General features: G+C 61.4%; 18 protein-coding genes and 1 pseudogene. 9 read left to right on the forward strand and 10 right to left on the reverse strand.

Going from position 1 to position 24,779, the window contains the following annotated elements:
• Positions 1-104: 104 nt before the first annotated feature.
• The 6 genes from PLL20_01330 to PLL20_01355 form a co-directional block, all read right to left on the reverse strand.
• On the reverse strand, positions 105-1,403 hold the full coding sequence (locus PLL20_01330) for an aspartate aminotransferase family protein (protein HPD28607.1): 1,299 nt from the start codon (positions 1,401-1,403) through the stop codon (positions 105-107).
• Positions 1,400-2,425: a Gfo/Idh/MocA family oxidoreductase gene (locus tag PLL20_01335; protein HPD28608.1), complete on the reverse strand. Its 1,026-nt coding sequence runs from the start codon at positions 2,423-2,425 to the stop codon at positions 1,400-1,402. The genes PLL20_01330 and PLL20_01335 overlap by 4 nt, the downstream gene beginning before the upstream one ends.
• A 5-nt stretch (positions 2,426-2,430) precedes the next feature.
• A complete protein-coding gene (locus tag PLL20_01340; GenBank protein HPD28609.1) occupies positions 2,431-4,194 on the reverse strand; it encodes a sodium/solute symporter in 1,764 nt (587 codons plus the stop codon).
• 25 nt (positions 4,195-4,219) lie between these two features.
• Positions 4,220-5,956: a hypothetical protein gene (locus PLL20_01345; GenBank protein ID HPD28610.1), complete on the reverse strand. Its 1,737-nt coding sequence runs from the start codon at positions 5,954-5,956 to the stop codon at positions 4,220-4,222.
• Between the two features lie 529 nt (positions 5,957-6,485).
• On the reverse strand, positions 6,486-7,148 hold the full coding sequence (locus PLL20_01350; GenBank protein HPD28611.1) for a GntR family transcriptional regulator: 663 nt from the start codon (positions 7,146-7,148) through the stop codon (positions 6,486-6,488).
• Between the two features lie 216 nt (positions 7,149-7,364).
• A complete protein-coding gene (locus tag PLL20_01355; protein ID HPD28612.1) occupies positions 7,365-8,159 on the reverse strand; it encodes a fumarylacetoacetate hydrolase family protein in 795 nt (264 codons plus the stop codon).
• A gap of 186 nt (positions 8,160-8,345) precedes the next feature.
• On the opposite strand from PLL20_01355, the gene PLL20_01360 reads away from it, so the two are divergent.
• The gene (locus tag PLL20_01360) at positions 8,346-10,079 is read left to right on the forward strand and encodes a hypothetical protein (GenBank protein ID HPD28613.1); all 1,734 of its coding nucleotides are present in this window, start codon (positions 8,346-8,348) and stop codon (positions 10,077-10,079) included.
• Between the two features lie 84 nt (positions 10,080-10,163).
• Here the strand turns inward: PLL20_01360 and PLL20_01365 are convergent, their stop codons facing one another.
• From PLL20_01365 to PLL20_01380, 4 genes are all read right to left on the reverse strand, one after another.
• Entirely contained in the window at positions 10,164-10,667 is a 504-nt protein-coding gene (locus tag PLL20_01365) for a hypothetical protein (GenBank protein ID HPD28614.1), read from the reverse strand.
• Between the two features lie 58 nt (positions 10,668-10,725).
• Complete coding sequence (locus PLL20_01370) at positions 10,726-11,223, reverse strand: DUF3368 domain-containing protein (GenBank protein ID HPD28615.1); 498 nt, start codon at positions 11,221-11,223, stop codon at positions 10,726-10,728.
• The gene (locus PLL20_01375) at positions 11,220-11,423 is read right to left on the reverse strand and encodes a CopG family transcriptional regulator (protein HPD28616.1); all 204 of its coding nucleotides are present in this window, start codon (positions 11,421-11,423) and stop codon (positions 11,220-11,222) included. Before PLL20_01375 ends, PLL20_01370 begins: the two co-directional genes overlap by 4 nt.
• 99 nt (positions 11,424-11,522) lie before the next feature.
• Entirely contained in the window at positions 11,523-13,820 is a 2,298-nt protein-coding gene (locus tag PLL20_01380) for a hypothetical protein (protein HPD28617.1), read from the reverse strand.
• Between the two features lie 220 nt (positions 13,821-14,040).
• Between PLL20_01380 and PLL20_01385 the strand changes: the two genes are divergently transcribed.
• The 8 genes and pseudogenes from PLL20_01385 to PLL20_01420 all read left to right on the forward strand — a co-directional run bounded on the left by PLL20_01385 (position 14,041) and on the right by PLL20_01420 (position 24,707).
• Positions 14,041-15,204 carry a Gfo/Idh/MocA family oxidoreductase gene (locus PLL20_01385; protein ID HPD28618.1) on the forward strand — a complete coding sequence of 388 codons (1,164 nt, stop codon included), beginning with the start codon at positions 14,041-14,043 and terminating at the stop codon, positions 15,202-15,204.
• A 522-nt stretch (positions 15,205-15,726) separates the two neighbouring features.
• Entirely contained in the window at positions 15,727-16,569 is an 843-nt protein-coding gene (locus PLL20_01390) for a hypothetical protein (GenBank protein ID HPD28619.1), read from the forward strand.
• A gap of 301 nt (positions 16,570-16,870) precedes the next feature.
• A pseudogene (locus tag PLL20_01395) lies at positions 16,871-17,401 on the forward strand (DEAD/DEAH box helicase).
• Between the two features lie 567 nt (positions 17,402-17,968).
• Positions 17,969-20,023 (forward strand): hypothetical protein, encoded by a 2,055-nt coding sequence (locus tag PLL20_01400; protein ID HPD28620.1) that lies wholly within the window; start codon positions 17,969-17,971, stop codon positions 20,021-20,023.
• 69 nt (positions 20,024-20,092) lie between these two features.
• Positions 20,093-20,740, forward strand: a complete 648-nt coding sequence (locus PLL20_01405) for a hypothetical protein (GenBank protein ID HPD28621.1) — start codon at positions 20,093-20,095, stop codon at positions 20,738-20,740.
• Positions 20,741-21,015: 275 nt separating this feature from the next.
• Entirely contained in the window at positions 21,016-23,190 is a 2,175-nt protein-coding gene (locus PLL20_01410; GenBank protein ID HPD28622.1) for a DEAD/DEAH box helicase, read from the forward strand.
• A 31-nt stretch (positions 23,191-23,221) separates the two neighbouring features.
• Entirely contained in the window at positions 23,222-23,857 is a 636-nt protein-coding gene (locus PLL20_01415) for a hypothetical protein (protein HPD28623.1), read from the forward strand.
• A 220-nt stretch (positions 23,858-24,077) separates the two neighbouring features.
• Positions 24,078-24,707 (forward strand): corrinoid protein, encoded by a 630-nt coding sequence (locus PLL20_01420; GenBank protein HPD28624.1) that lies wholly within the window; start codon positions 24,078-24,080, stop codon positions 24,705-24,707.
• Positions 24,708-24,779 lie beyond the last annotated feature (72 nt).

Genomic DNA, 24,779 nt, shown 5'->3' on the forward strand with positions numbered 1-24,779 from the left:
CGCAGTCCGAGATGCCTTGAAAGCTAATAGCCGAGAGCTAACAGCCAATAGCTCTGCGAATAGCTGACTGATAACTGACCACTGACAACTGACCACTCTCATGATCACACCACCTTCATCGCCTCTGCCACTGCTTCCAGCGTCCGAACCACATCCTGCTGCGTATGTGCCGTCGAGACGAACCACAGGCCGTCAGGGATCACACGAACGCCGCGATCCTGCAGAGCCAGCCAGAAACGGGTGTACGCCTCGCGGTCGCGCGACAGACAGGTGCGGTAATCCACAACTTCTTCCTTGTCGTTGAACGACACGAAGAACGCCGCCGGCGTCCCTCGAATTCGGACGTTCTTGCCTGCCTTGCGACCGATATCCTCAATCCCGACCATCAGTCGTCGTCCCATCTCGTGGGCATGTTTCAACGCCGCCCCGTCGTCGGCCGCCAGCATGTCGAGTGCCGCCACGGTCGCAGCCATGCACGGGGCGTTGGAGTTGTACGTCCCTGCGTGGCTGACCGACAGATCGCCGAAGTCCTTCATGTACTCATGCTTGCCGGCGATCGCGCTGACCGGAAAGCCGCCCGACATCCCCTTGGCGAAGGTGGCCAGGTCCGGCGTCACACCGAAAAACTCCTGTGCCCCGCCCAGACTCACCCGAAACCCCGTGATCACCTCGTCGAAAATGAGCAGCGCCCCGTTCTTCTCGCACAGCTCGCGCAGTCCCTCGAGGTAACCTTTGCGCGGCATGATCCCGCCCATGTTGCACATGATCGGCTCGGTGATGATCGCCGCGATCTGTCCGGGATGTCGCCCGAATGCCTCCTCGACCAATGCCAGGTCATTCCACGGACGGATGACCAGGTGCTCGGCATCGGCCGGCGACTGGCCGCGTGTTGCCGGGATCGGCCGGGGATTCTCTCGCGGGCCCGCCTGATCCAGCGCCGGAGCGTAGCTCCAGAACTGGTTGTCGAACCAACCGTGGTAGTGCCCCTCGAAACGCAGAATCTTCGTCCGCCCGGTCACCGCCCGGGCCAGCCGGATGGCCGCCGTTACCGCCTCGCTGCCCGACGACGAGAAACGCACCATCTCGGCGCAGGGTACCATTTTGCAGAAGCGCTCGGCCGCCTCGATCTCCAGCCTGTGCTGCCCGGCGTACATCAGGCCCAAATCAAGCTGTCGTTTCACTGCGTCCAAAACCGGCTTGGGCGAATGACCCAGCAGCAGCGGCCCGCGTGCCAGCACATAATCGATGAACTCGTTGCCGTCGGCGTCCCAGACGTGTGACCCATGCCCGCGTTCGTAGAACATCGGATGGGGCTTCCAGTTGGCCCGCACGTTGCTGTGAATACCACCCGGCGTAGTCTTGCACGCTCTTTCGTACAGACGGAGCGATTCGGCGAACTTCATGACAGCACGATCTCCTTGCCCGTCCGCGACGACTCATACGCCGCCAAAGCGGCCGCGACCGCCTGGCGCCCGTCCCAGCCGGTGACCGCCGGCGGGCGGTTTTCGATGCACGCGTCGATGAAGTCCTGGCACTGGCGGACGTAGCTCTCCAGCCGCACAGGGTCCAGAAAACCCTTGCCCTGCCAGTCGATCGGGGCCTGCGTCTCGACCACCTGCCACTCGCCATCCACCGCCAGCCGCAGCTCGCCGTATGCGTCCAGGTCGATCAGACCCTTTTCGCCGACGATTCGGGCGGCAAACTGCGATCTTGGGAACGAAGGCTTGGGCAACTGGAACGAACTCCACAGGCTGGCGAACGTCCCGCCGCTCAGCGTCATCAGCACCATCGAAGTGCCTTCAACCTTGACGTCCGGTTCGAAACTCGTGCACTTCGCGTAAACCGTCTTGATCTCCTGCCCGCTGAGCCAGCGGATCGAGTCGAAGTTGTGGATGCCGTGGCCGAACAGCGTGCCCAGGTTGGCCGCGTCGCTCTGCCAGCCGGGCAGAGTACCCACCCCGCCGCCGAGCAGTTGCGTCGAGGCAATCTGTTGAACGGTGCCGATGCGGCCGCCTTCGATAAGCTGCTTGGCCCGCATGTTGCAGATTCGCGTGCGCTGCGTGAAGGCGATTGAGGATAGCACCTTGGCCTTCTTGCACGCATCGAGAATTGCGTCGCAGTCGGCCACCGTACAGGCCATGGGCTTCTCGATCAGGATGTGCTTGCCGGCGGCGGCGGCGGCGATCGACTGTTCGGCATGGACATGGTGCGGCGTGGCGATAAACACGGCTTGAATGTCCTTGCGACCCAGCAGTGACTCGACCGACGGTTCCAGGTCGATGCCGTAGTCTTTGGCCAGTTGCCCGGCCCGCGACCCGACGGCGACCGCCCGAACGCGTCCCCGCCTGCAGTACTTGTTGATTGTTTCCGTGTACGTCCGACCCATGAAGCCGGACCCGATGACGCCAATGCCGATCTCTGTCATGATTCCTACTCCTGCGACTTGAGTTGCGTTTCCGTCCTTGAGCCCCGACCGCTTCGCCACGCGACATATACCCCACTGACGACCAGAAAACCGCCGAGCACAGAATCCAGCACGAGGCCGAGTCTTGTTCTCGTCCAGGGCGTGATCGCAATCAACAACACGCCGATAATGGCCGTGCTCGTGCCGACAATGCGGAAGGGTGAGATGATATCGCCCCGCGCCGGTTCCTCGACGCGGTCCCCATCGAGTTCGCCGATCGGCGTCCGAAGTCGGTCCAGGAACTGCTCGACGCGCGGAAGCGTCCCTTGCCGCTGTCCGTCCAACCAACTGATGGCCGCGGTCAGGCATATGGTGACCGCCAGGGCGACGAGGAAAATCGCATTTTCCCTCATCCATGTCATCTTGAGGAAAACAAACTTCTCCTCGAGTCCAAAGAACATGAACAGTCCGACGCCCACCCCCGCTGCGAAACCGATCAAAGCGGCGCGAGTCGTAACCTTTGGGGTGATCAGTCCGGCCAGCATCGGGACGGCCACCGGCGCGGTCGCCACGCTGAACAGAGTGATCATCCAACGAAAAAGCTTGTCGCCGCCGGCCCCCTCAAGGCTGACAATGTAGAACGCCACCGCCAGCGAGATCAAACCTACCAGCAGCGTCATGAGCCGACCGACGAGAACCAGTTGTTCTTGTGAGGCATTGGGCCGGATCAACCGCCGATACACATCATTGGTCAATACGCTGGCGCATACGTTGTAGTCGGTGCTCAGCATCGACATCGTTGCCGAGAACATCGCCGCAACCACCAGCCCCAGGAGCCCGACCGGCAACAGCGTCACACAAAGACTCGGATAGGCCTGATTGGGATCGGCCAGGGCGGGCAGAAAATACCGTCCGAGCATGGCCGGCATGAACATCAGAGGAGGGGTCACGATGTTCAGAACCACCACCAGCCAGCCGACCTTCTTGGCGTCCTTCTCCGTGGGCACGCAGTAATAACGCTGCACGAGACCCCAGTTCACACTGTAAGAGAGGCAGTATAGCACCACGGCCGTTGCCAGGTAGACCCAGTTGAAATCCCCCGTATACGGCTTGAAGAAACCGGCCGGTGCGGTCTCGATCATCTCAGACAGGCCACCGGTTTTGTCAAAGGCCGCTTGCAGTGACAGCGGAAACAGGATCAGCACCGCCAGCATCATGACCACAAACTGCAGAAAATCGGTCACCGTCACCGCCCACAGACCGCCCATGAAAGTGTAGGCAAGCATGATCACCGACGACCAGAACATCCCTTGCTTGAGCGGGACGTTCAGCGCCGTCGCCAGGAACATCCCGATCGCAACGATCTTCAGAGCATCATCGATGATTTTCTGGGGGATGCCCTGCCAGGCGAAAAGCTGCCGGACAGCCGAGTCGTACCGCGATTCGAGATATTCGACCGGGCTGCTGATTCGAGCCCGCCGCCAGCGGGTCGCGAAGAAGACAACACCGAACGCCGCCGCCGGCACTGTCACCCAGTAAAAAGTGACGCCGAAGATGCCGTACTTATAGGCCAGCCCTGAGTAGGCCACGAAAGCAAAGGCGCTGAAGCTCGACATATAGTAGGACACGCCGCTCAGCCACCAGGGAATACGATTCCCCCCGGCAAAGTAGTCCTTCATCGCTTTGATGTAACGATAGAAGTACGCACCCACGCCCAGCATGAGCACAAAGTAGGCGACAATGATGAAGTAGTCGGGACCGTACAGCTTGCCGGCTGCCAGGATGTTCACTCGATCACCTCCCCAGTCTTCGCGATCAGTCCGTCTTCCTCACCAGTGGTGATGCTGAAAGCTCATCCAGCGCAGCGAGTACTGCGTCGATGTCTCCCTCGCCCCACGCCACGTCCAGACGCTCCAGCAGGCGGGTCAGTTCCCAGGCGGTCTGCGAATTGGGCGTGGCCGCCCGCTGCTCGGGGGACAGCGGCCGCAAGTCGTCCATCTTCGCCTCAGCCAGGACCTTGTTAGCCGCCTCGCTCAGGCTCCGCCGCAGATCGCGATAGTGGAGCTCCAGGGCGATATCCTGCGCGTACCGGCGGTAATTGTCCGGCCCTTCGCGCATCGCCGCCTGAAGTTCCGCCGAACAGGTGAACGGTCGCACGCGGCTCATCGCGGCCATCAGCTTCTCATTCGCCGCCATCGTCTCGGGCAGCACTTTCTTCGTGTAGAATTCCCGCAGCCATTCGATGTCGAATGGCACGCGGCGGGCCTTCTCGTCGTGCACCGTCGAGACCCTCCACGGGCCGGGCTCGCCCTTGAGCCAGACCTCCCAGCGGTCGAAGTACCCGTTGCCATCCGTGTCGTACATGCGCGACTCGCCGATCTCGCCCAGGCCGGCGAAGTGGCCCATCTGAATCCAGCCTTCTTCGGCTCCGAACAGATGAATCCGCCTGTCGATACCGCTGTAGTACAACTCGCGGCGGTTTGCCGGCTTGCGGCTCCACTCTCGGCGAACGTTCCACTTCTGGCACGGCCCGCCGGTGTTCTCCATGAACCGCCGTTCCCAGATCCAGAACACGCCCTCCCATCGGAAATCGTCGTCCTTGCTCGCCCCGTAGCCGATCGAGATCGTGTCATCGTGGTTCTCGTGCCAGGAAAAACCCGTCTCGCGGGCCGGATAGATATTGCTGATGTGCCGGACGCGGTCGTATGGCGCCACCACCGTTGCCTGCGGCGGCCGTCGCAGCGGGTTGTAGTGATACATCCCCGGGAACTGATAGGGTACCTTGCTGACCAGGTTGAAGCCGAAATCATAGTGGAGCGGCGTCTGCGCGCTGCTCAAGTTGTCGATATCGAAGCTGTAGCGGATGTTCACCACGCCCATGCGCTCCAACTCGTTTTTCCACGGCAAGGCGTAGGCCGTATTTGCGTAATCAGGATACTTCCCCACGTCGTATTCAAGCGGCACGGCGCTGAACCGAACCACCTCCTCGCTCTGGCCGTCGCCGTCGGTGTCGTAGAAAGCAAACGGGCACTCGGAGATAGGGCTCCATCGGCCGAGGTTGGGGTTGAACTTGTTCATGTAGATCATGTTGTTGCCGTACGGGTCGGCCTCGAAGAAGCTCGGACCACCGTACTCGTAACCCGTCAGGCTCCACATGTGCCCGTCGCCGTCGAAATCCATTCCCAGCCAACAGTAGTTCAGCCGGCCGTTGGTGAAATAGCGGATGTCCATCTCGTCAGGGACGCCGTCGCGGTCGTTGTCGATCCAGTCGACTATGCGGTCGACCACGCCGTCGCGGCCATAGTCCGCCACGTAGCAGTCGTTGACCCGATCGCCGCCGCGAACCGCACTGCCGTCATGGCCGTCGTCAATGATCCAGACGAGTGCTTCAGCCTCCTTGCCGTCGCGAAGCGTGACCTTCTCTCGCCGCACAAGCATTCGAGTGGCTGCCTCTCCCTCGGCACGAACAATGAACTGTTCACCGACCTCAAGCCCTGCAGCCTGGGGCCACCACTCTTTGCCCTTAAGGTCCAGCTTGCCGTCGCGGGTCATCGCAGTCTCCCGCATCCACCAGGGGCCGAGCCCTTCCTGCCCGGCATCCAGGCCGCGACCGCGCCCGGCCGAACATCCGGCGATCAGCAAAACGGCGGCTGTTAGACACAACGTATGGCGAGAGATCCGACTACGAGCTGCGGCTGGGTGGGACGGGTCCGTAGAGCAGCCCTGTGGCTTCACAATCAGTGACCCCGCACGGCTGCAAATCGCCCCGGTAGGGGCGGAGGTGTGTAGCCAGGGGCGCGAGCCCCTGGATTCGATGCCCCATTCACCGGTTAGCCCCAGCGGGACGATGGACGCCTGTGGAAGGCCTGGCTCTTCTTCCGCCCCTTCGGGGCTGATCGGTCCTGGCGACATCTGCACTTGGGGCTCGCGCCCCAGGCTACATATCTGTGCCCCTTCGGGGCAAAAAGGCTGCTGGTGCGCAGACGATACGCGAACGGCGGATCCGTGCCACCCTTTCGCGGGCAGGTGCTGACCCATAGTGAGGTTCGCCGTTGTCTGCCACAATCGCATGGCACGTCTCTCATTTCTTCCTGGTTTGCACTGGTGCATCCTCGGGCCCGATCCGCAGATGCTCCTCAAGCAACCTGACGGCCCTTTTCCCGTCGCCTCGGCGAACGGCATCAAAAATGGCCCCATGCTGATCGCGGCCCTTGCGATAGCGCGCCATGCTCTCCGGCCCCCGCCCGAGCATGAAGCACTTGCCCTGCTCGACCAGCGTGGCGTACATCTCACTCAGTCTCTTGTTCCGGGCCATATCCACGATGGCTTGATGAAACCGCGTGTCCGCCGCAAGATAGGCCAGAGGATCGCTTCTTCGAACCGCCGCCCGGAGCTCGGCCAGCGCCTTCTCCAGTTGCCCCAGCCCCTCGGCCGGCGGGCGAGGCATCACCTTTCGCAGCGCGGCCAACTCCAGCATCCCCCGAAGCTCGTAGAGCCCGGCCAGCTCGACCGGGTCCAACGGCCGCACGAATGCCCCCCGAAACGGTATTGTCTCCACCCAACGCTCGTTCTCCAGTCGTCGTAAAGCCTCGCGGACAGGCGAGTTACTGACGCCGAGCTGCCGCGCCAGGGCATCAATGTTGAGCTGTGTGCCCGGCCCGAAATCTCCGCCGACGATACGTTGCTTGATGGCCTGGTACGCCTGCTCAACAAAGCTCAATCGCGAAATGGCTGAAGGAGGCATGATCGTTCATCACCCGAGCAAGCCAATGGGCAAGCGCACCCAATCGTGCATGATCCATAATCAACGATCGGCTGCCTGTCAACCCCCAGCGCCGCCAAACCTGTGAATGCACGCGGAGAGGGACCGGGGCAAGCCTGAACCCCGGCTCGGCATCAGGTTCTGTTACCCGCATGGGTCACGCTGACTCTGACAACCGAGAACGGACCACTGACGACTTCACTCGTCCCTCACCACCGGATTGACCAGCTCCCCGATCCCGTCGATCTCGACGGCAAAGGTGTCACCTTCGCGAAGGAAAACGGGAGGCTTGCGGGCAACGCCCACGCCTTCGGGCGTGCCGGTCACGATCACCGTGCTTGGCAGGAGAGTGAACTGGTGCGAGAGGTAGCTGATCAGCTTGGGCACCGAGAAGATCATGTCGGCCGTGTTCGACTCCTGCATGACCTTGCCGTTGAGCCGGCCCCGGATGGGAAACGCATTGGGATCCTGATTCGGGTCGATCAGCAGGCACGGCCCCAGCGGGCAAAAGGTATCGAAGCTCTTGGCTCTTGCCCACTGCTTGTCCCGTCGAATCTGGCAGTCGCGGGCCGACACGTCGTTCCCGCAGGTGTAACCCAGCACATACTTGAGCGCATCGGCTTCGCTCACCTTGCGGGCCTTCCTCCCGATCACCACCGCCAACTCCGCTTCGTAATCCACCTCGTCCGGGGCATCCGTGGGCAGCACTATCGGCTCACCCGGCCCGATCACGCTTGTCGTGAGTTTGACGAAAACCAGCGGGAATTCGGGCACCTGCTGGCCGCCCTCAGCCGCATGCCGCCGGTAGTTCAAGCCGATGGCAATGACGTTCACCGGCACCACCGGAGCCAGCAGCCGCTTGATCTTGGCGGTCTGCGACGTGATTTCATAGGAACCATAGAGATCGCCACTGATCAGCCTGGCCTGGTCCGCCGCGATCCATTCGCCAATGCACACTTTTCCGCTCGGATCTTCAAAACGAACAACCTTCATGATGACTCCCGATTCTCTGCGTGGTCAATCCAGACTCGAACGCGAATCCGTCGTGCGGCCAACATACTGAAACCCCACCATGAAAAGCAACTGCTCCGCCCTCGACACCTCCCATCGTGACAGAAGCACTGCCACGCTGATATCATCTATTATTCAGACCTTTGGCTCTCATTTGGAGGAAATGCCATGCTCAGACATTCGTTGGCCTTGCTGACAGCTTCGGTCACAATGACAACCGCCTCGGCCGAGGAGTTCAGATACAAGGACCGTCTTCTCGACGACCTCGTGCGGCAAGTCCCTGATATCCTCAAGACTTACGATGCCGAAACGGGACACTTCGGCAAGGGCATCTGGATCTGTACCGACCAGAACCTGATGTTCCCGCTGGCCGTGGCCTATGCGCGACAGGGAGAGGGGAACAAGTACTATAAAGACCAGCAGTTGCTTGAAACCATCATGAAGGCCGGCGACGCCCTGATCGCGGACGCCGACAAAGACGGCAAGTGGGTCTTCCGCAAAAAAGACGGTAGCGAGTGGGGCAAGATCTGGATGCCCTGGACTTACTCGCGATGGGTGCGCGCCTTCATGCTCATCCGCGATGACATGCCCCCCGACCGCCGAGCCGCTTGGGAAAAGGCCCTGACCCTCGGCTACGACGGCATCGCCCGCAGCCAGTTGGGCCACGTGCACAACATCCCCGCGCACCACGCAATGGGCTTGTACTTCGCGGGCAAGGTGCTCGGCAAGCCCGATTGGTGCGAGAAGGCCGCCGATTTCATGAAGAAGGTGGCCGGGGCACAGTTCGAGGGCGGCTACTGGTCCGAGGATGTCGGCCCGGTCGTCCGCTACAACTTTGTTTACGTCGATGCACTGGGCACCTACTACTCCGCGTCGGGCGATCAACACGTGCTGCCGGCTATCGAGAACGCCCTCCGCTTCCACAGCATGTTCACCTATCCCGACGGATCGATCGTCGAGACCATCGACGAGCGCAACCCGTATCACGACGGTGTCCATCCAGCCAACGTGGGTTTCACGCTAACGCCACACGGCCGTGCTCTGCTGCATGTTCTGTGGGCCAAACTGGGAAAAGAGCCGCTCTCGGCTGATCTGATCGCCTCCCTGTTGATGCACGGTGAGGAAGGCCCCATGGATCCTTCGTTCCTCAATCCCGGCGGCTCGCTCGAGGTCTTGACCGAGAAGGGCGTTGACCGGGCGGCGGTCCTGCGGCGAGGTCCATGGTACGTCTGCGTGTCGGCCTACACCGCGCCGATTCCCAAGTCGCGATGGCACCAGGACCGCCAGAACTTCGTGAGCGTCTTTCACGAAAAGGTCGGCCTGATCGTCGGCGGCGGCAACACCAAGCTGCAACCGGCCTGGAGCAACTTCACCGTCGGCGACATGGCTCTGCTCCAGCATAAACCCGGCGACGAGAACCCCGACTTTCTGCCCAAAGGGCCGCTGTTCCACGTGCCCAGCGACGTCAGACTCATTCGCGAGCCGCAGTTGGGCCTGGATCTGACCTACGGCAAACAGCTCTGCCGGATCCGCATCCAGCCGAACGATGACCACAGGCTGGACTTGGTTCTGTCGGCACCCGGCGTCGAGGATGGCCCCGTCGCCGCTCACCTGACCTTGATACCGCACATCAAGAAGCCGCTGGAGACGGCCGGCGAACAGAGCGTGACGCTCGGCGATGCGTCCATCGCCTGGACACCCGCGCAGGTCGCCGGCGCAGTCTCACACGGCGCTGCTCGCCTGCTCGTTCCCGACACCGCGAGCCTCTTCTGGCCGGCCCTGCCCCACAACCCCTACCGCAAAGACGGCCGTGCCGAACCCGCCGAAGGCCGAATCGAAATCCGAATCCCCTTCGACCGCCAACATACCGAATACACGGTCACCCTGGAAGTACCTGAATGACGTTGACGACGCGAGGTGGATGAGTGGCCTTGGCCCTCTTTTGATCCGAGCTCTCGATTTTCCCGCGAGAGCTATCACGGCAGGCTAGCCGGCCGAGAATCCGTGCCAACGGGATTGACGATCAGCTCGAACGGTTCCGAGGCGAACACGATGGTATCCGACAGATTCCCAGGGCCACACGCCGAATCGTTGAACTCTCTTGATGATATACTCCGTCTGTGCCCGCTGAGCATGAGGGAGTGTCGCCAGGAAATAGCTGGTCGGTCGTACCGCGAGGTAGACAGGTTCATGCAACCAGATGACTCGTATTCTGACCAGCCACGCGTAGTAACAGCAAGCCGCCATGAGGACTGCTGCCACCATCGCCCATCGCCGCCGGCGGGTGCAATACAAGGCTTTCGACCGTCGGGCATCATACCCGCACTCTGGGCAAACCAGGCTGGGAGCGCCGGTCATGTTGTACCAGCACTTCGGGCAGCGCGGCCGTCCACGGCTGCGGTCCTGGAAGAGCCCCAGATAGAGCAGCGAGACCGTGAGGCCGGCAGTCATTCCGACGGCTGTCCAGATGATCAGGACGGTCGATCCCATGAACAGCATTATGCAGCCAGGCAGAGGGTATTCACAATGCGCGGAGCTTCTGAAATGATCAGGGGCAGATGACTCGCAGAGCCGATCGAGCCTGGGCGAGAACGCGTGGTGACATCCAAAGCGAGGAGCGGCTGAGCCGATCCAGGAAGCCCTCAGCCTCACGTGCTTCAAGCCGGCGAGCTCCCGCAGCCCAGAGCAGTATCCCGATCGTACCATGTACCTCCAAGTTCATGGTTCGACCGACAAGTCGAGCGGCGGCGTCATCTGTCAGAAACCAATCAGCCTGAATCTGTCTCGCCAACGCCAAGGCGGCTGCTTCGCCTATATGAATCGCTTCCGTGTCCATCCAAGGCTGCAGCTCGACCATATGGGCAGAGTCGACGTCAATCACCTGGATCCATTCGGGGCGTCGTGATGACCACTCGGCAAGAGCCCGCTGCAACTCCTCCTGCACGGCCGGTGGGATATGGACCGCACCCACCTCTTGCAACAGATCGAGGGCATCGATCTCTGATAGGCGCAGAATCGGCCCGGTGTTTGAAACAACTCGTCTCACGGATTGGCCGTCCTCTGGTGCAGGGCCCAGTCGATGTCCTCTCGCTGGAAGGCTTCGGTCAGTTCCAGCCGCCGGTGCCGTAGGAACTCCAGGAGCGCAGTGCGTACGAGCTCATCCTGGCTATGGAACCAGCCGGCTTGGACAAGGGCTGCGACCTCACCGGCGATCTTGTCAGGCAGTTCAATCTGGAGTTGTTTCATGGCAACATTCCTTCCGAACAGCATATGATAAACCCTTACCTCGGTCAGGGCAATCTGTTCTTAGCCGTTGGTCGGTTGCAGGCCAGACAATGGCGACCCTCACCGAACCACAGCGACACTTTCCGCCTCGACGCTCACTCTCCCCAGCGGCGTATCGATTTCCGCTGTCGTCCCCGTGAAGTTGACCGCCACCGCGCACTTGGCCTCCGGCAGATGCACGACGATGTGAGGGAACAGGCCGCTGACCGTGCCGCTCGGCCGTCCGGGCGTGCTGGCCGGATCACAGTAAATTGCCAGCACCGTCTTGCGGAACCACTCCTGTGGGCTGACAATCCGCGGGCGGTCGTAAGCCGGCGGGCCGAAGTACAGTTCGTGGGCCAGCAGCGACTCGTCCACCGCAAACCTGTCCTCCGGATACACCATTTGACTGCGATCGGCATACCGCTGCCGTTTCTGCATCAACTGGAACGAGCCCTCGCCGGCCAGTGCGTGAATGGCCATCTGCTTCTCGATAGTGATCGAGCGAGCCTGCAAGTCATGCCAGGTGTCGTTGCACTCGGCCGGTTTGAAGACATGCTCCTTGCCGTTGGTCGCCAGGTTCACCTGGTGGTTGTTGTAGATGTCGCATGCCAATCGCAGGCCCAGGCTCCCCTCGCGCAGCAGCCAGATCTGGTCCTCGGCCATGCACCAGTCGATCAGCAAGGTGGGTCCGCCCGGCAGCGCGACGAACGCCTGGTACTGACGAATCATCGGGAAGACCTTGTTGTTCGGCCGGCCATGAATGACGTTCTTGGTCTCCCGGCCGATACGTCCGGTCGTCCAGAACCCGCCCTCATCGAACGTCCCGATCTTGAAAGACTCCAAACTGAACTGAGGCGTAACGCCCGTCGCCTGGATCATCCCCATGCCGTTACCGTTGTACCGCAGCAAGTGAGGCAGGCCCACCGGCTGAACGAGCATCTGCCACCACCCGAAAGCCGACCGCCACGCGACGCTCGAAAAGCTGTGGGAATCGCGATGCCAGGCCAGCCGCACGTTCGGCTCGTAATACGTGCCGACATTACGTTCGTTGAACTCTTTCACGCTGGCCGGTGGCACCATCTGCTCGTGCTTCATGTGCTCCAACAGCCACAGCGCCTGGGCCAGCACGCAGCCTTCCTGCCCCTCATACCAGGAAAAGTCGTTCAAACGGAATCGCAACAACGACGAAAGCCTCGCTGCCAGGACGCTTCCGCCGCCGAGCTTCTGCTGCAACTCGATCATCTTGATCCACTCGTCGGCCATGAGCGTCGCGTCGGGGTCCTTGAAATGGGCGGCCGCGAACAGATACGCCGGCATCATTTGCGTGTTGCCGTAGCCGTAGGTGATCCAGTCGTCGCCGGCACAGTGGATGAAACGCCCTGTGTACAGCGTGGCCTGCTTGAGCCGATCGTACGCGTACTTCCAGTTGTGCAGGTAGACGTCCGGGTTTCGCTGCGACTCAGGCAATTGCTGATCCATCACGTACGCGTAAGCCAGATACGCCAACGGCCAGCCCATGTAGCCCGGATGGTAAAAGCCGTGGTGCTCCTGGATGCCGCCGGGCTCGAAGTTGGCCGCTTTCACTCGCTCCTTGAGCGGCTTGCCGCCGACCACCTTGTCCGAGGCGACGTCCGCCGGCATGCAAATGGCGTTCAGGCAATATTCGATGGCCGACTCACGCCAGGCGGCCTGCCGAGGTGAGTCTGGCATCGCGACGCGAGCCATTTGCAGCAACGTCGACGACCACGCGTTGGATTCGCCGCACGAGTGTTCCGGCCAGGTTCCCGGCCAGGTCCGCCACTTCTTGCTGATCCCGTACTCGACCTGCTTGTCCGCCTCCCAGACCAGGATCTTGAGCATTTGCTCTCTCTGATCCGGCGGCAGGGCGTCGATCAAGAGCATGGCATCCGCCACCGCGAACAGATCCGCGTGCCAGTCATCGGCCATCGACAGCGTCGCCCCCCATTTCTGGATGTCCGGTCGATCAACAGTGTTGGCCGCGATGTGCGTACCCAGGACCAGCTTGATCAAACCGCGAAGCGGCCGGGCGATATCCTCCGGCGGGTTGGCCCGCTTGAGCCAGTACCCCGCCGCCGCGGCCGCAAACGTGTTACCGGCCACGTCACGGTAGGGATTGCTGCCCGTGCCCAGCGTGGGGTTCAGCGTGTACAGGTCTGTTCCCGGGACTCGGTAAAGGTATGTCGAGAGCCAGCGACACCATTGGTCGAGGGCCTTCTCCAAACGCGACCGGAAGCTCTGAACAACCGGATCGGATGCCGTGTCTCCCTGCTGTCCCGCGGCCACGCACCAGGAGGCCGCCAGAACAATACTCGCCACCAACACCAACAGGGCCGGAGTGTGCTTGCGTTGCGACATGACCATCTCCTGAAGTATTGCGTGCGATCGCTTGAGACCAAGAGCATAGGGTAGCCTCAGAATCGCCCCATGAGCAAGACCAACGTTCCAGAATACCTGCGACCCTACTGGACAACCCGGCACGGCTCCTGGATGATGGTTCGCGCGAATTCGTTGAGGAACTCAGCCGCGGAACTGCGGCCCCTTGCCGCATCCGCTGCGCATTCCGGGAGCATGCCGCATGTCTACTGCAACCACAACCAGAAGAGAGGTTCTCTCCATCTTCGGTCAGACCGTCGCAGGCTTGGCCTTGATCCCGGCCCCCGGCCCTGCCCTCGGCGCGGATGCCGGTTCAGGATCGGCGATCCGGGTGGGTATCATCGGGGCGGGCAATCGCAGCGGGGTGCATATCGCCCAGCTTAAGGAGCTCCCTGACCGCTGCCTCATCACCGCCGTCTGTGATATCGAGCAAGCCAGGGCCGAGGCGGCTCTCGTGAAGGTCGGCGGCGACGCCAAACCCTTTACCTCCCACGCTGACCTGTTGACCTCCAGACTCTGCGACGCCGTGGTCGTCGCCACGCCCAACTACACGCACAAACAGATCGTCGTCGACGCTCTCAAGGCTGGTTGCCATGTCCTCTGCGAGAAGCCAATGGCCACCACTCTGGACGAGGCGAGGGAAATCGTTGCCGCCGTCCGCAGCAGCAAGAAAGTTTTCTCCATCGGTCTTCAGTTCCGCTACGCGAGCGTCTACCGCAAAGTGCGCGATCTGGTCGCATCAGGGACGATCGGCGATCTGAAGTACGTTTGGGCCGAGGAGTTCCGCGGCGACTGGGCCCGTCTGTTCGCCGACCCGCAGGAAAACGCCCGCCGCAACTGGCCCTACTACCAGAAGCTCTCCGGCGGCACACTGCTGGAGAAGAACTGCCATGATTTTGACATCCTGGGCTGGGTCATCGGCAGCAAACCGGTTCGCGTTACGGCCTCCGGCGGCAACAGCGTCTACCGCGAACGCGAGACCATCGATCATGCCAGTGTGACGGTCGATTACGAGAACGGCGTCCAACTCGCCCTCGGCGTGTGCATGTTCGCCAAGGTCGGCCGCCATCAGACAACGCTTGTCGGCACCGACGGCATGATTGAATTCCCTCGGGGCGGCAACCAGTTAACCATCCGCAGGCCCAAGCAGAAAGATGAGGTCTTGCAACTTGTCGAGCAGACTGGCGACTCCCACGGCCAACAGGGAATCCGCGAGCTGCACCTCGATTTCCTCGATGCCATCAGCACCGGCCGGCCACCCCGGACCGACGTCAACGTCGGCTACGACGCCATGCACGTACCCGTCGCCGCCGAGGAGGCCATCCGCGACCACCGCGTCATTGAGTTTAAGCACGTCGCGAGTTAATCGTCCTTCCAGAGATCGATGAGCCTCTCTTTCGGAGATGCCGCTTGCGGTGCCGACGCCCTCGTCGGGACTTCGGGTGTAAGGCGGCCGTGCCGCATGCCCACGCAAAACCGTGGGCATGGCTCCCGACACCTGGCAGAGAGGATTCCGCCCGAAGATACGGACCCGAAGGGGTTCCGGCCCGGGCGGCGTCGGGCAAAGCCCGCCCTACCTTCCCTTTCCGTTTGCGTCCATCTGTGTGGTCTTGCGGGCACATTCTTTCTTCTGGGCTGTGCCTGGTGATCCCCCTTTGCCCTGCCGGCCCGATCAACGGGATGCTGCACCGCGCCAAAAACCCTGGCCCCACTGTGAGGGTTTCCGCGTTCAAGATGATACTTGCCCGCAAGCGGCAGATGGGGTAGCTTCTTAGCAGACCCGGCGGCAACCGATCCGGGACTCCTGGACTACCGCCGTTGCACGTTGCCGGTGACACATCCGTCCTGGACCGCAAGTCAGCCCGCCTGTTTCCAAAAGGAGGATACCATGCGCCGTTTGATGCTCTTTCTGCTCATTGTCGCTTTCTGTTCAGGTCAGGTGTGCAACCAACAACCTCCGGACAATAATGACACCGACAACGGCGGCGGCGGCCCCGCGACGCCCGTTGACGGCGAGGCCATCATCGCCGACCACCTTGCCGCCGCAGCCTTTGATGATATTCCGGCCGAGACGATTCAGGCGGTTAAGTCAGGCTACCGCATCTGGTACGGCCACACGTCGCACGGCAGCCAAATCGTCACCGGCATGCAAATGCTCTTCGCCGAGAACAGCCGGTATGCCTTCAACGCGGAGGCAGGTTCCCTGGTCCTGGAAGAGCAGGACGACGTGGACCTCGGTCATGAGGGCAACCTTGACTGGACATATATCACCCGTGACGTGCTTGATGAGCCGGGCAACAACATCAACGTGGTGATGTGGTCATGGTGCGGCGGGGTTAGCGACAACACCGTGGCGGGAATCAATGCCTATCTCAATGCCATGAACGAGCTCGAAACGGACTATCCCGACGTCATCTTCATCTACATGACCGGCCACTTGGATGGCACCGGCCCCAGCGAGAATCTCTACGCACGCAACAACCAGATCCGCAACTACTGCCGGACCCACGGCAAGATCCTGTTCGATTTTGCCGACATCGAGAGCTACGACCCCGCCGGGAACTACTACCCTGACGGCTCCGATTGGTGCGAATGGTGCGAGGACTGGTGTTCCACGCACACTTGCCCAACCTGCGTCGAATGCCAGCACTCCGTGTGTTTCAACTGCTACCAGAAAGGCCGGGCCTTCTGGTGGCTGATGGCCCGCATCGCCGGCTGGGAAGGGACGTGAAAAGGTGAAGCAGGCGCTGTGCCTCCTCCACTAAGGCGGACCGCCTTTTTGTGAACCGCAACCCAAACGTTCTGCGATCCAGAAACATGCGCGCAAGCCGCACAGATATCTGGCCGTAAGGTTATAAAAACCTGGCCGCCTCTGGGATGCGGCCGAACGGGAGTCGTGGCCGCGGAAAACGAGCAGCCTCGTCGACACCGGGCCCGCCATTGCGGAGCTGAGAAGCAGAATACACTGCCAGACAAGCTCCCAGTGCCACGCGGCGCTCGACATTTCCGCATTCTGCGGCGATGCTGGTGGCATGACCCGCGACGAGATCTGTTCCAAGTTCATCGAGTCCATCACCTTCGACCTCTATTCCTATCAGGAAGAGGCCCTGATGGCGTGGTTCGACTCGCCCGGGGGCGTGATGGTCTGCGCCCCGACAGGGATGGGCAAGACGCTCATCGCCGAGGCGGCCGTATTCGAGGCCCTGCACAGCCGTCGGCGGCTCTTCTATACCACTCCGCTGATCGCCCTGACCGACCAGAAGTTCCGCGAGCTGCAGGATCTGGCGGAAAAATGGGGTTTCGCCCGCGAGGAAATCGGCCTGATCACCGGTAACCGCAAGGTGAACCCGGACGCTCTGGTCCGCGTGGTGGTGGCCGAGATCCTGCTCAATCACCTCATCTCGCCGGAGCCGGGCCAATCGGATATGAGCGAGGTGGCCGCCGTGGTCATGGACGAGTTCCACAGCTTCAACGACCCCGAGCGGGGCATCGTCTGGGAGCTGTCGCTGGCCCTGCTGCCGCCGCACGTGCGGGTGCTGCTGCTGTCGGCCACGGTCGGCAACCCGTATGAGTCCTGCCGCTGGCTGAGGCATTTCTCCGGGCGACTTCCGTTCAAAGGGGGTTCAGGTCAGCCTCGATGCCCGGGAGGAGCAGCAATTCGGCGGCGTGCACACGCAGCCGGTGGGGGCGTTGCTGTTCGGTTTAGCATGCTGAATTCCGAGGGGTCCTGCAAAGAGCTGCGTACGCCCGTTTCTGATGCGTCACGGAAGAGGAAGAAACCCACAGGCACAGTCATGTGGCGGAAACTAAGGGGAGCCGTTCCGAAGGCGCTGCCGGATGCGAGGTGCGCGGTTGGAGCATCCTCGATGAGCACCGTTCTCCCGGGGGCGACCAGGAATCGGAAACCGACCACCGACCGCCTCCAGCCCATAGCCCTTGCATCCAACAGTCTCGAGCAGTAATCTATTCTTGCCCATCATGGCTTCGACGAAGCTTCTCTTGTGAAGGCGATCGGATAGACGCAATGACCGCATCAGACAAGGTGACAAAGAGCAGACGAAGGCCGCCAAGGCATCCGCGAAACAGATCTGGATCGCCTTTTCCGATCCTTCTTCGGCGAGGTGAACGACATGATTATCCTGTTCAAGTGTCCGCAATGTGGCAGGGCTCACAACGTAAAGAGTGAACTGGGTGGGAGGAAAGCAAGATGCGCGTGTGGCCAAGAACTCACGATCCCAGTCGTGAGAGAAGACGACACAACGGAGACGAGAAGGGGTATCGCTCTCGACACTACTGGAACCGCCAGCGGTCCCGTGGTACCGGCCCAAGCCAATTCTTCAAGCCAAGCCCGTCCCGACAGCCAAGGCAAAGTGAGGTGGTATGATCGAGGATTGCTCGTGCTCAGCTTGCTCGTGCTCTTTTTCCCCGTTGGCGCATACGGCCTCTGGCGAAACAGCCATTACTCTAGGCGGAGTAAGATTCTACTCGGCGTCACTGGTTTTGCACTTGCGGTAGCCATTGGCCAGCAGCTCACTGAGCAAGTGGTGTCTGCTCCAACAGATATCACCTGGAAACAGTACATGGATGAGTGCGGCACGACCGCGCAAGAGGTCAACAAGACCCGCGCCATCAAGGTGTTCGAGGCCAATTACAAGGGGAAGCAGGTGAGATGGGCCGGCATTGTGGACAGCGTATCGCCCGGACTACTTGGGGGAACGCGGATCGGGCTCAAGATGAGCCCTACGGAATCGTTCGGTGCCGACGTTGTCCTAAAGGTCCCCGACAACGTGGATGTCTCTGCGCTTAACCGAGGTGCCATTCTGGAATGTGTCGCCCGGATTGACACACAGGGCGGACCGATCCTCCCGCACGAACTGGCGTGGATTGGACCTGCCACGGGGGCGACAACGCCCTTGTCTGCGCAGCGCCCAACGAGTGATACAACAGCGGTGCCTCCGCACGGCATGGTTCTGAGCCAAGCACAGATCATGCCGGCCACTTGGAAAGACTTCATGAGTGCTTGCGGCACGGCGGCCCAGCAGGCCAACGAAATCCAGGCCGTCGATCTCTTCGAGAAGCAGTTCAAGGGCAAGGTAGTCAAGTGGTCCGGGGTCGTCGACAGAATAAGCACTAGTATTCGGGGCGAGGCCCAGATTTGGATGAAGATGAGTCCCACCGAATCCCTCGGCCCCGATCTGGTCCTTAACGCGCCACGCAATCTTGACCTCAAGTCGATTAGGAAGGGTGATACCGTCGAATTCCTGGGGCAGATAGAGACACAGGGCGGAGCATTCACGCCTCATGTACTCTACTGCGATCAAGTGCCGGTACGGGAAGACGGGCTAACGGGCGAGGCTGGTTCGCGGCTCAGGCCCGAAGAGAAGACGGCGAAAGACCGATCCTCCCAATCAATGCTCAGCAGCCCTGCGCAGGACACGTCCGATTTGGCTCGTGCATCGGATTTGGACTCGCACATGATTCGAGAGCTGGTGCGCAACCTGAACCACCCAGACAATCCGGTCGTGGACGCTGCAACAGGAGAGTTGAGTACTTACAAGGATAAGGCGGTGCCCGTCCTAAAAGAGTTCATCCTTGACTCAACGAACACGACCTCCGGTCGGCTGGCAGCAATCACGTCGCTGTGGCAGATTTCTAGTCAACTGGCACGTTCTGCGCTGAGAGACTGCGCTATGACGCTAGCAAAGAGAACAAGCAGCCTGGACAAGGCTCTCGCCAATGCCTGCAATGACTACGCACGACGACCGAGTGCGGAGCACCCAGAGGACACTGACAACTCACCCGACAGTCAGGACACGGCCGGCACAAACACGCCTGACAGTGTTCAAAAACCATCCGAAGATACACCGAGAGACCAGCCCGGATCTGAAATCGACGAACGTCTCAATCGGTTGGTGACCTTGAAGAAGCCATACCCAAAAGTGTATCCGAACGCCCCAACAGACAGAATCACTGCCCAGTATGTCGCGATTCTGGTAGCCGAGCAGGTGGGCCTCCAATACGACTTTAAGACCTCATTCACGAACACTAACCCGAAATGCCGTCAGTGGATATATCCAGAATTCGAGGGCATTCCATGCAACGTGGCTCTCAAGCAAGTACTTGACCCTCTTGGTCTTACCTACGAGTTGAAGGGTGACAGAATAGTTTTGCAGAAGAAACGGTAGGTCTGTTGCGGCAGAGGAGTCCTATGCCGATTCCCAAAGGCAAACCGTCATTCTGAATTGGAGCATCGGATGTACACCATCCTCACAAGCAGCCTGCCGCGTATCCTGAGAACCTCATGGTTTCGACAGGCCGTTGCTGGGTACGGCAAGCTCTTGAGCCAGTATGCCGCAACGAATGCGGCCACTGACCGGGATTTTCAGACGAAATACGCGTCATTCTGGCAAATGCGATGGGTCAGGGGTGATACGGACAACTCGGCATGGCTGCAAACGTATTTTCAGATTCTGGAAGAGGCAAAAGGGAAACCCGACGTTGACATTGAAGCCGTTGCTCGCCAACTCTATGAGATTCCCGTGCGACGTGGCAAGAAGCAGCTTCAGTTCTCCTTCGTGACAAAGCTTCGGCACATGAGACAGCCCACGGCCCCGATATACGACGCGAATGTGGAGGCGTTCTTCATGTTGCCGCGGAAGGACCAGAGCCATCCGGTCGATGAGCGGCTGGCAAATCTGATGATGAATTACGAGTTTCTTGTCAAAGAATACGACCGCGTCATAAGCAATGATCTTTTGCGGGAAGCGGTTGCCGCCTGTCGTACTGAACTGCCAGCGATGCAGCGGATTACTGACGAGAAAGCGGTCGATTTCATGATCTGGGGTTTCGTGAACGTGGCGCGAAAGGGGGCCGTGCGAGACCGGACCATCGTGTATAGTTGATCCACGGTCTGCGACATCCCCGAAAGCCTTTCCCGCCCTGTGCCCCTCGCCCTCGCCCCTCGCTGCGACCCCCGCCCGCTCCCCCTTGCCAAAGGGGGAGGGAGGGCCGACGAGGGCGCGCGCCACGGCGACACGATCCAGTTCCCGCAGTCCGCCGGCAGATCAGTCGGTGAACGCCAATCGTATCGCTCCGCCAGGCAGAAGCCGTGTCGTCGCCGGGTCGGCCTCACTGAGCTCGGCTCGACATTTCTTCGCTGAGATGCGATGCTGGTGTCATGACACGTGACGAGATCTGCTCCAAGTTCATCGAGTCCATCACCTTCGACCTCTATTCCTATCAGGAAGAGGCCCTGATGGCGTGGTTCGACTCGCCCGGGGGCGTGATGGTCTGCGCCCCGACAGGGATGGGCAAGACGCTCATCGCCGAGGCGGCCGTATTCGAGGCCCTGCACAGCCGTCGGCGGCTCTTCTATACCACTCCGCTGATCGCCCTGACCGACCAGAAGTTCCGCGAGCTGCAGGATCTGGCGGAAAAATGGGGTTTCGCCCGCGAGGAAATCGGCCTGATCACCGGTAACCGCAAGGTGAACCCGGACGCTCTGGTCCGCGTGGTGGTGGCCGAGATCCTGCTCAATCACCTCATCTCGCCGGAGCCGGGCCAATCGGATATGAGCGAGGTGGCCGCCGTGGTCATGGACGAGTTCCACAGCTTCAACGACCCCGAGCGGGGCATCGTCTGGGAGCTGTCGCTGGCCCTGCTGCCGCCGCACGTGCGGGTGCTGCTGCTGTCGGCCACGGTCGGCAACCCGTACGAATTCTGCCGCTGGCTGAGGGTCGAGCATGGGCGCGAAGTGACTCTGGTGCAGTCAAACGAGCGCCGTGTGCCACTGGAGTTCATCTGGGTGGGCGACAAGCTGATTACCGAGCTGCTCACCGAAATGGTCAGCGACGACGACAGCAAGTGCCGCGTGCCCGCCCTGGTCTTCTGCTTCAACCGCGACGAGTGCTGGGAAGTGGCCGAGCGGCTCAAGGGGCTGCCGATCATCAGCAACGCACAGAAAGTCGAGATTGACGCGGAGCTGGCGGCCCACAAGGACGACCTGGCCGACGGCGTCGGCCCCAAGCTCAAGCAGATGCTCATCCGCGGCGTCGGCGTGCATCACGCGGGCGTGCTGCCCAAGCACAAGGAGATCGTTGAATCGCTCTTCCTGCGCAAGCTTGTGCCGTTCGTGGTTTGTACCGAAACACTGGCAGCCGGGATCAACCTGCCGGCCAGGTCCGTCGTGATCAGCACGCTGATGAAGGGCAAGCCGGGCGAGAAGAAGCTGATATTCGCGTCGGCGGCCCATCAGATGTTCGGCCGTGCCGGGCGACCGCAGTTCGACACGCAGGGATATGTCTTCGCCCTGGCCCACGAGGACGACGTCCGGCTGCTCAAGTGGAAGAAAAAGTACGACCAGATCCCCGCGACCACCAAGGACCCCGGCCTGCTCAAGGCCAAGAAGGATCTGGAGCGCAAAAAGCCCGTCCGCAGCAAGACCGAGCAGTACTGGACCGAGGGGCAGTTCAAGACGCTCATCCAGGCCGGCCCAGCCAAGCTGCTCAGCCGCTCGATGATCTCATACAACGTGCTCATCTACATGCTGACCCGCACCGGCACGCTCAACGAGGTGCGCACCTTCCTCGGCAAGCGGTTCGAGTCCGCCGAGCGTGTGGCCCGCTTCCGCGAGCAACTGGATTTCATGCTCAGCAACCTCGCCGGCCTGGGCTACATCACCCGCAGCGACAACGGGGAGCACGTAACGCTCAACGACTCGATCCGCAAGCTGCAGGTATTCCGCAGCGTCGATCCGTTGTACGGGGCATTCCTGGCCGAGCAGCTCAATCACGCCGATGGCCGTGAGAAGATTCTCGCACTGGAGTCGGTGCTTGAGATTCCGCCGACCATTCTGCGCCGCGTGCGGATCCCGGACGCCCCGCCCGGCCCGCTTCAGACGCAGGTCATCGAGCCGCAACTGATCCAGCAGGGCCTGATGGCGGCCATGCCGCAGGATGCCCCCGAAGAAGACGACGGCGACGACTACTGGGCCGAGGAACAGGAGCGTCCGCCGACCTTCCCCGAAATGCTCAAGCTGGTCTTCGAGTCGAAGCTGGCCGCGCCCGAGCCAGTGTACGTCCAGCCCAAGTGGGTGGCCGGCGGCGTGGCCGAGTTCCAGGGCGATTTCTACAAGTTCGTGCACAACCGCGAGCTGATCAAACAGGAAGGACTGATTCTGCGCCACCTGCTGCGTCTGACGATCCTGGCGAGCGAGTTTTTTGCCCTCACGGAGGATCCCGAGTACCAGTCCATCAGCGACGCCGCCACCGCCGCCTGCCAGAAGGTCGACCCGCGCTACACAAGCCGCTTCCTTGAACAAGCCGCGGAAACGAGGACACTGACAGCCATATAAGGTATCATCTCGGGTGCAAGGGATGATGAGTATGGACCTCGGCGCCTACCGATCTTTGCCAATTCCGCAATGGCTGGACGTGAACTGTCCGAAGTGCGCCTACCCGCTTCGCGGCCTTCCGGAGCATCGTTGCCCGGAATGCGGCGCTGAGTTCAACATCGACGAACTCGTGACCGACACGACGCCGTTGCGGCCCCCGGAGATCACCGCCCGGACTCGGCCCGTGCCTCAGCTCGGTCTGGAATGCAACGGGTGCGGCTATCCGCTCAGAGGACTACCGGGCGACCAGTGCCCGGAGTGCGGCCGGGAGTTCAGTCTCACCGATTACATCCCACCCGAGCCTTGGGGCGAAGTGGCCGTAGGCGCGTCAGCAACCGAGACCATGCTCATCTTCTCGCACCTCCGCTCGTTGGGCATCCCCTGCATGATCACAGAGGCCAGAGGAACTCTCGGCGCCCGGGGAACCGACGTGTTCCTCGGAGGGGTGAGCAAACAGCTCCGCGTGCGCCGGGACTACTATCTTGATGCCCTCGCGGCCATCGCCGAGGCAACCGAGAAAACCGGCCGGCCTTGGACGTGTCCAAACTGCTCGGAGGAGGTACCAGGCAACTTCGAGCTCTGCTGGAAATGCCAACATGGCCGAGGAGATGAGCCGGTGCGAAACTGAGCCACCTTATCGCGGACGACGTCGTGTTTCCCCGGCCACTGGCCTGCCGGCGCGGGCTCGTTGACACCATCCGGCCGGTTCGATACGTTATCTCCCTGATTTCGCCGTCCCTGGCCGGGCGGGTGCCGCCCGCGTACCCGGCCGAGTGGCTCGGCCGGCATTCAGAGAGGTTCAGGCCCGATTCGCTGATCGGCGGATAGGTCGGTTTGGAGCATCGCTCATGGCAGATCTTGAGGGTTTGGCAATTTCGCTGATTCGCGGCAAGCAGGATGAGGTGAGGGCCAAGGTCCAAGCGGCCCTTGACGAAGGAGTATCGCCTGTCACCGTGTTGAACGAAGGGCTCGTCGCCGGCATGTCGGTGGTCGGAGAACGGTTCCGCAAAAACCTGATCTACGTTCCCGAAGTCCTGATCAGCGCCCGGGCAATGCGCGGGGGTATGGAAATCCTCAGGCCCAAACTGGCGGCCTCGGGGGCCCAGCCGGCGGGCAAAGTGGTCCTCGGCACCGTCAAGGGCGACCTGCACGACATTGGCAAGAACCTCGTCGCCATGATGCTCCAGGGCGGCGGGTACGAGGTCATCGATCTGGGCACCGATGTCTCGGCCGAGAAGTTCATCGCCGCGGCCAAAGACAAAGGCGCCGGCCTCATCGGCATGAGTGCCCTTCTGACCACTACCATGCCTTACATGTCCCAGGTTGTTCAAGCAGCCAAAGCCTCCGGCCTCAAGATCAAGACCATGATCGGCGGCGCCCCCGTCACCCAGCAGTATGCCAATGAGATCGGCGCCGACGGCTATGCCGCCGACGCTGCCTCCGCCGTCGAACTGGCTCGCAGCCTGTGCGCGGCCTGAGCCAGCCGGGACAGGCGACGTTTCCGGCGCTGCCGGACAAAAGTGCGGTTTTTATAGGACCAACCCCGGTTG

The sequence above is a fragment of the Phycisphaerae bacterium genome (genome assembly GCA_035384605.1).
In the GTDB taxonomy this organism is placed as follows: domain Bacteria; phylum Planctomycetota; class Phycisphaerae; order UBA1845; family PWPN01; genus JAUCQB01.

Excerpts from the sequence above, each read along its gene's own strand:
- PLL20_01330 (HPD28607.1), bottom strand. The coding sequence starts at position 1,403 with ATGAAGTTCGCCGAATCGCTCCGTCTGTACGAAAGAGCGTGCAAGACT.
- PLL20_01335 (HPD28608.1), bottom strand. The coding sequence starts at position 2,425 with ATGACAGAGATCGGCATTGGCGTCATCGGGTCCGGCTTCATGGGTCGG.
- PLL20_01345 (HPD28610.1), bottom strand. The coding sequence starts at position 5,956 with ATGACCCGCGACGGCAAGCTGGACCTTAAGGGCAAAGAGTGGTGGCCC.
- PLL20_01350 (HPD28611.1), bottom strand. The coding sequence starts at position 7,148 with ATGCCTCCTTCAGCCATTTCGCGATTGAGCTTTGTTGAGCAGGCGTAC.
- PLL20_01355 (HPD28612.1), bottom strand. The coding sequence starts at position 8,159 with ATGAAGGTTGTTCGTTTTGAAGATCCGAGCGGAAAAGTGTGCATTGGC.
- PLL20_01360 (HPD28613.1), top strand. The coding sequence starts at position 8,346 with ATGCTCAGACATTCGTTGGCCTTGCTGACAGCTTCGGTCACAATGACA.
- PLL20_01365 (HPD28614.1), bottom strand. The coding sequence starts at position 10,667 with ATGGGATCGACCGTCCTGATCATCTGGACAGCCGTCGGAATGACTGCC.
- PLL20_01375 (HPD28616.1), bottom strand. The coding sequence starts at position 11,423 with ATGAAACAACTCCAGATTGAACTGCCTGACAAGATCGCCGGTGAGGTC.
- PLL20_01380 (HPD28617.1), bottom strand. The coding sequence starts at position 13,820 with ATGTCGCAACGCAAGCACACTCCGGCCCTGTTGGTGTTGGTGGCGAGT.
- PLL20_01385 (HPD28618.1), top strand. The coding sequence starts at position 14,041 with ATGTCTACTGCAACCACAACCAGAAGAGAGGTTCTCTCCATCTTCGGT.
- PLL20_01390 (HPD28619.1), top strand. The coding sequence starts at position 15,727 with ATGCGCCGTTTGATGCTCTTTCTGCTCATTGTCGCTTTCTGTTCAGGT.
- PLL20_01400 (HPD28620.1), top strand. The coding sequence starts at position 17,969 with ATGATTATCCTGTTCAAGTGTCCGCAATGTGGCAGGGCTCACAACGTA.
- PLL20_01405 (HPD28621.1), top strand. The coding sequence starts at position 20,093 with ATGTACACCATCCTCACAAGCAGCCTGCCGCGTATCCTGAGAACCTCA.
- PLL20_01410 (HPD28622.1), top strand. The coding sequence starts at position 21,016 with ATGACACGTGACGAGATCTGCTCCAAGTTCATCGAGTCCATCACCTTC.
- PLL20_01415 (HPD28623.1), top strand. The coding sequence starts at position 23,222 with ATGGACCTCGGCGCCTACCGATCTTTGCCAATTCCGCAATGGCTGGAC.
- PLL20_01420 (HPD28624.1), top strand. The coding sequence starts at position 24,078 with ATGGCAGATCTTGAGGGTTTGGCAATTTCGCTGATTCGCGGCAAGCAG.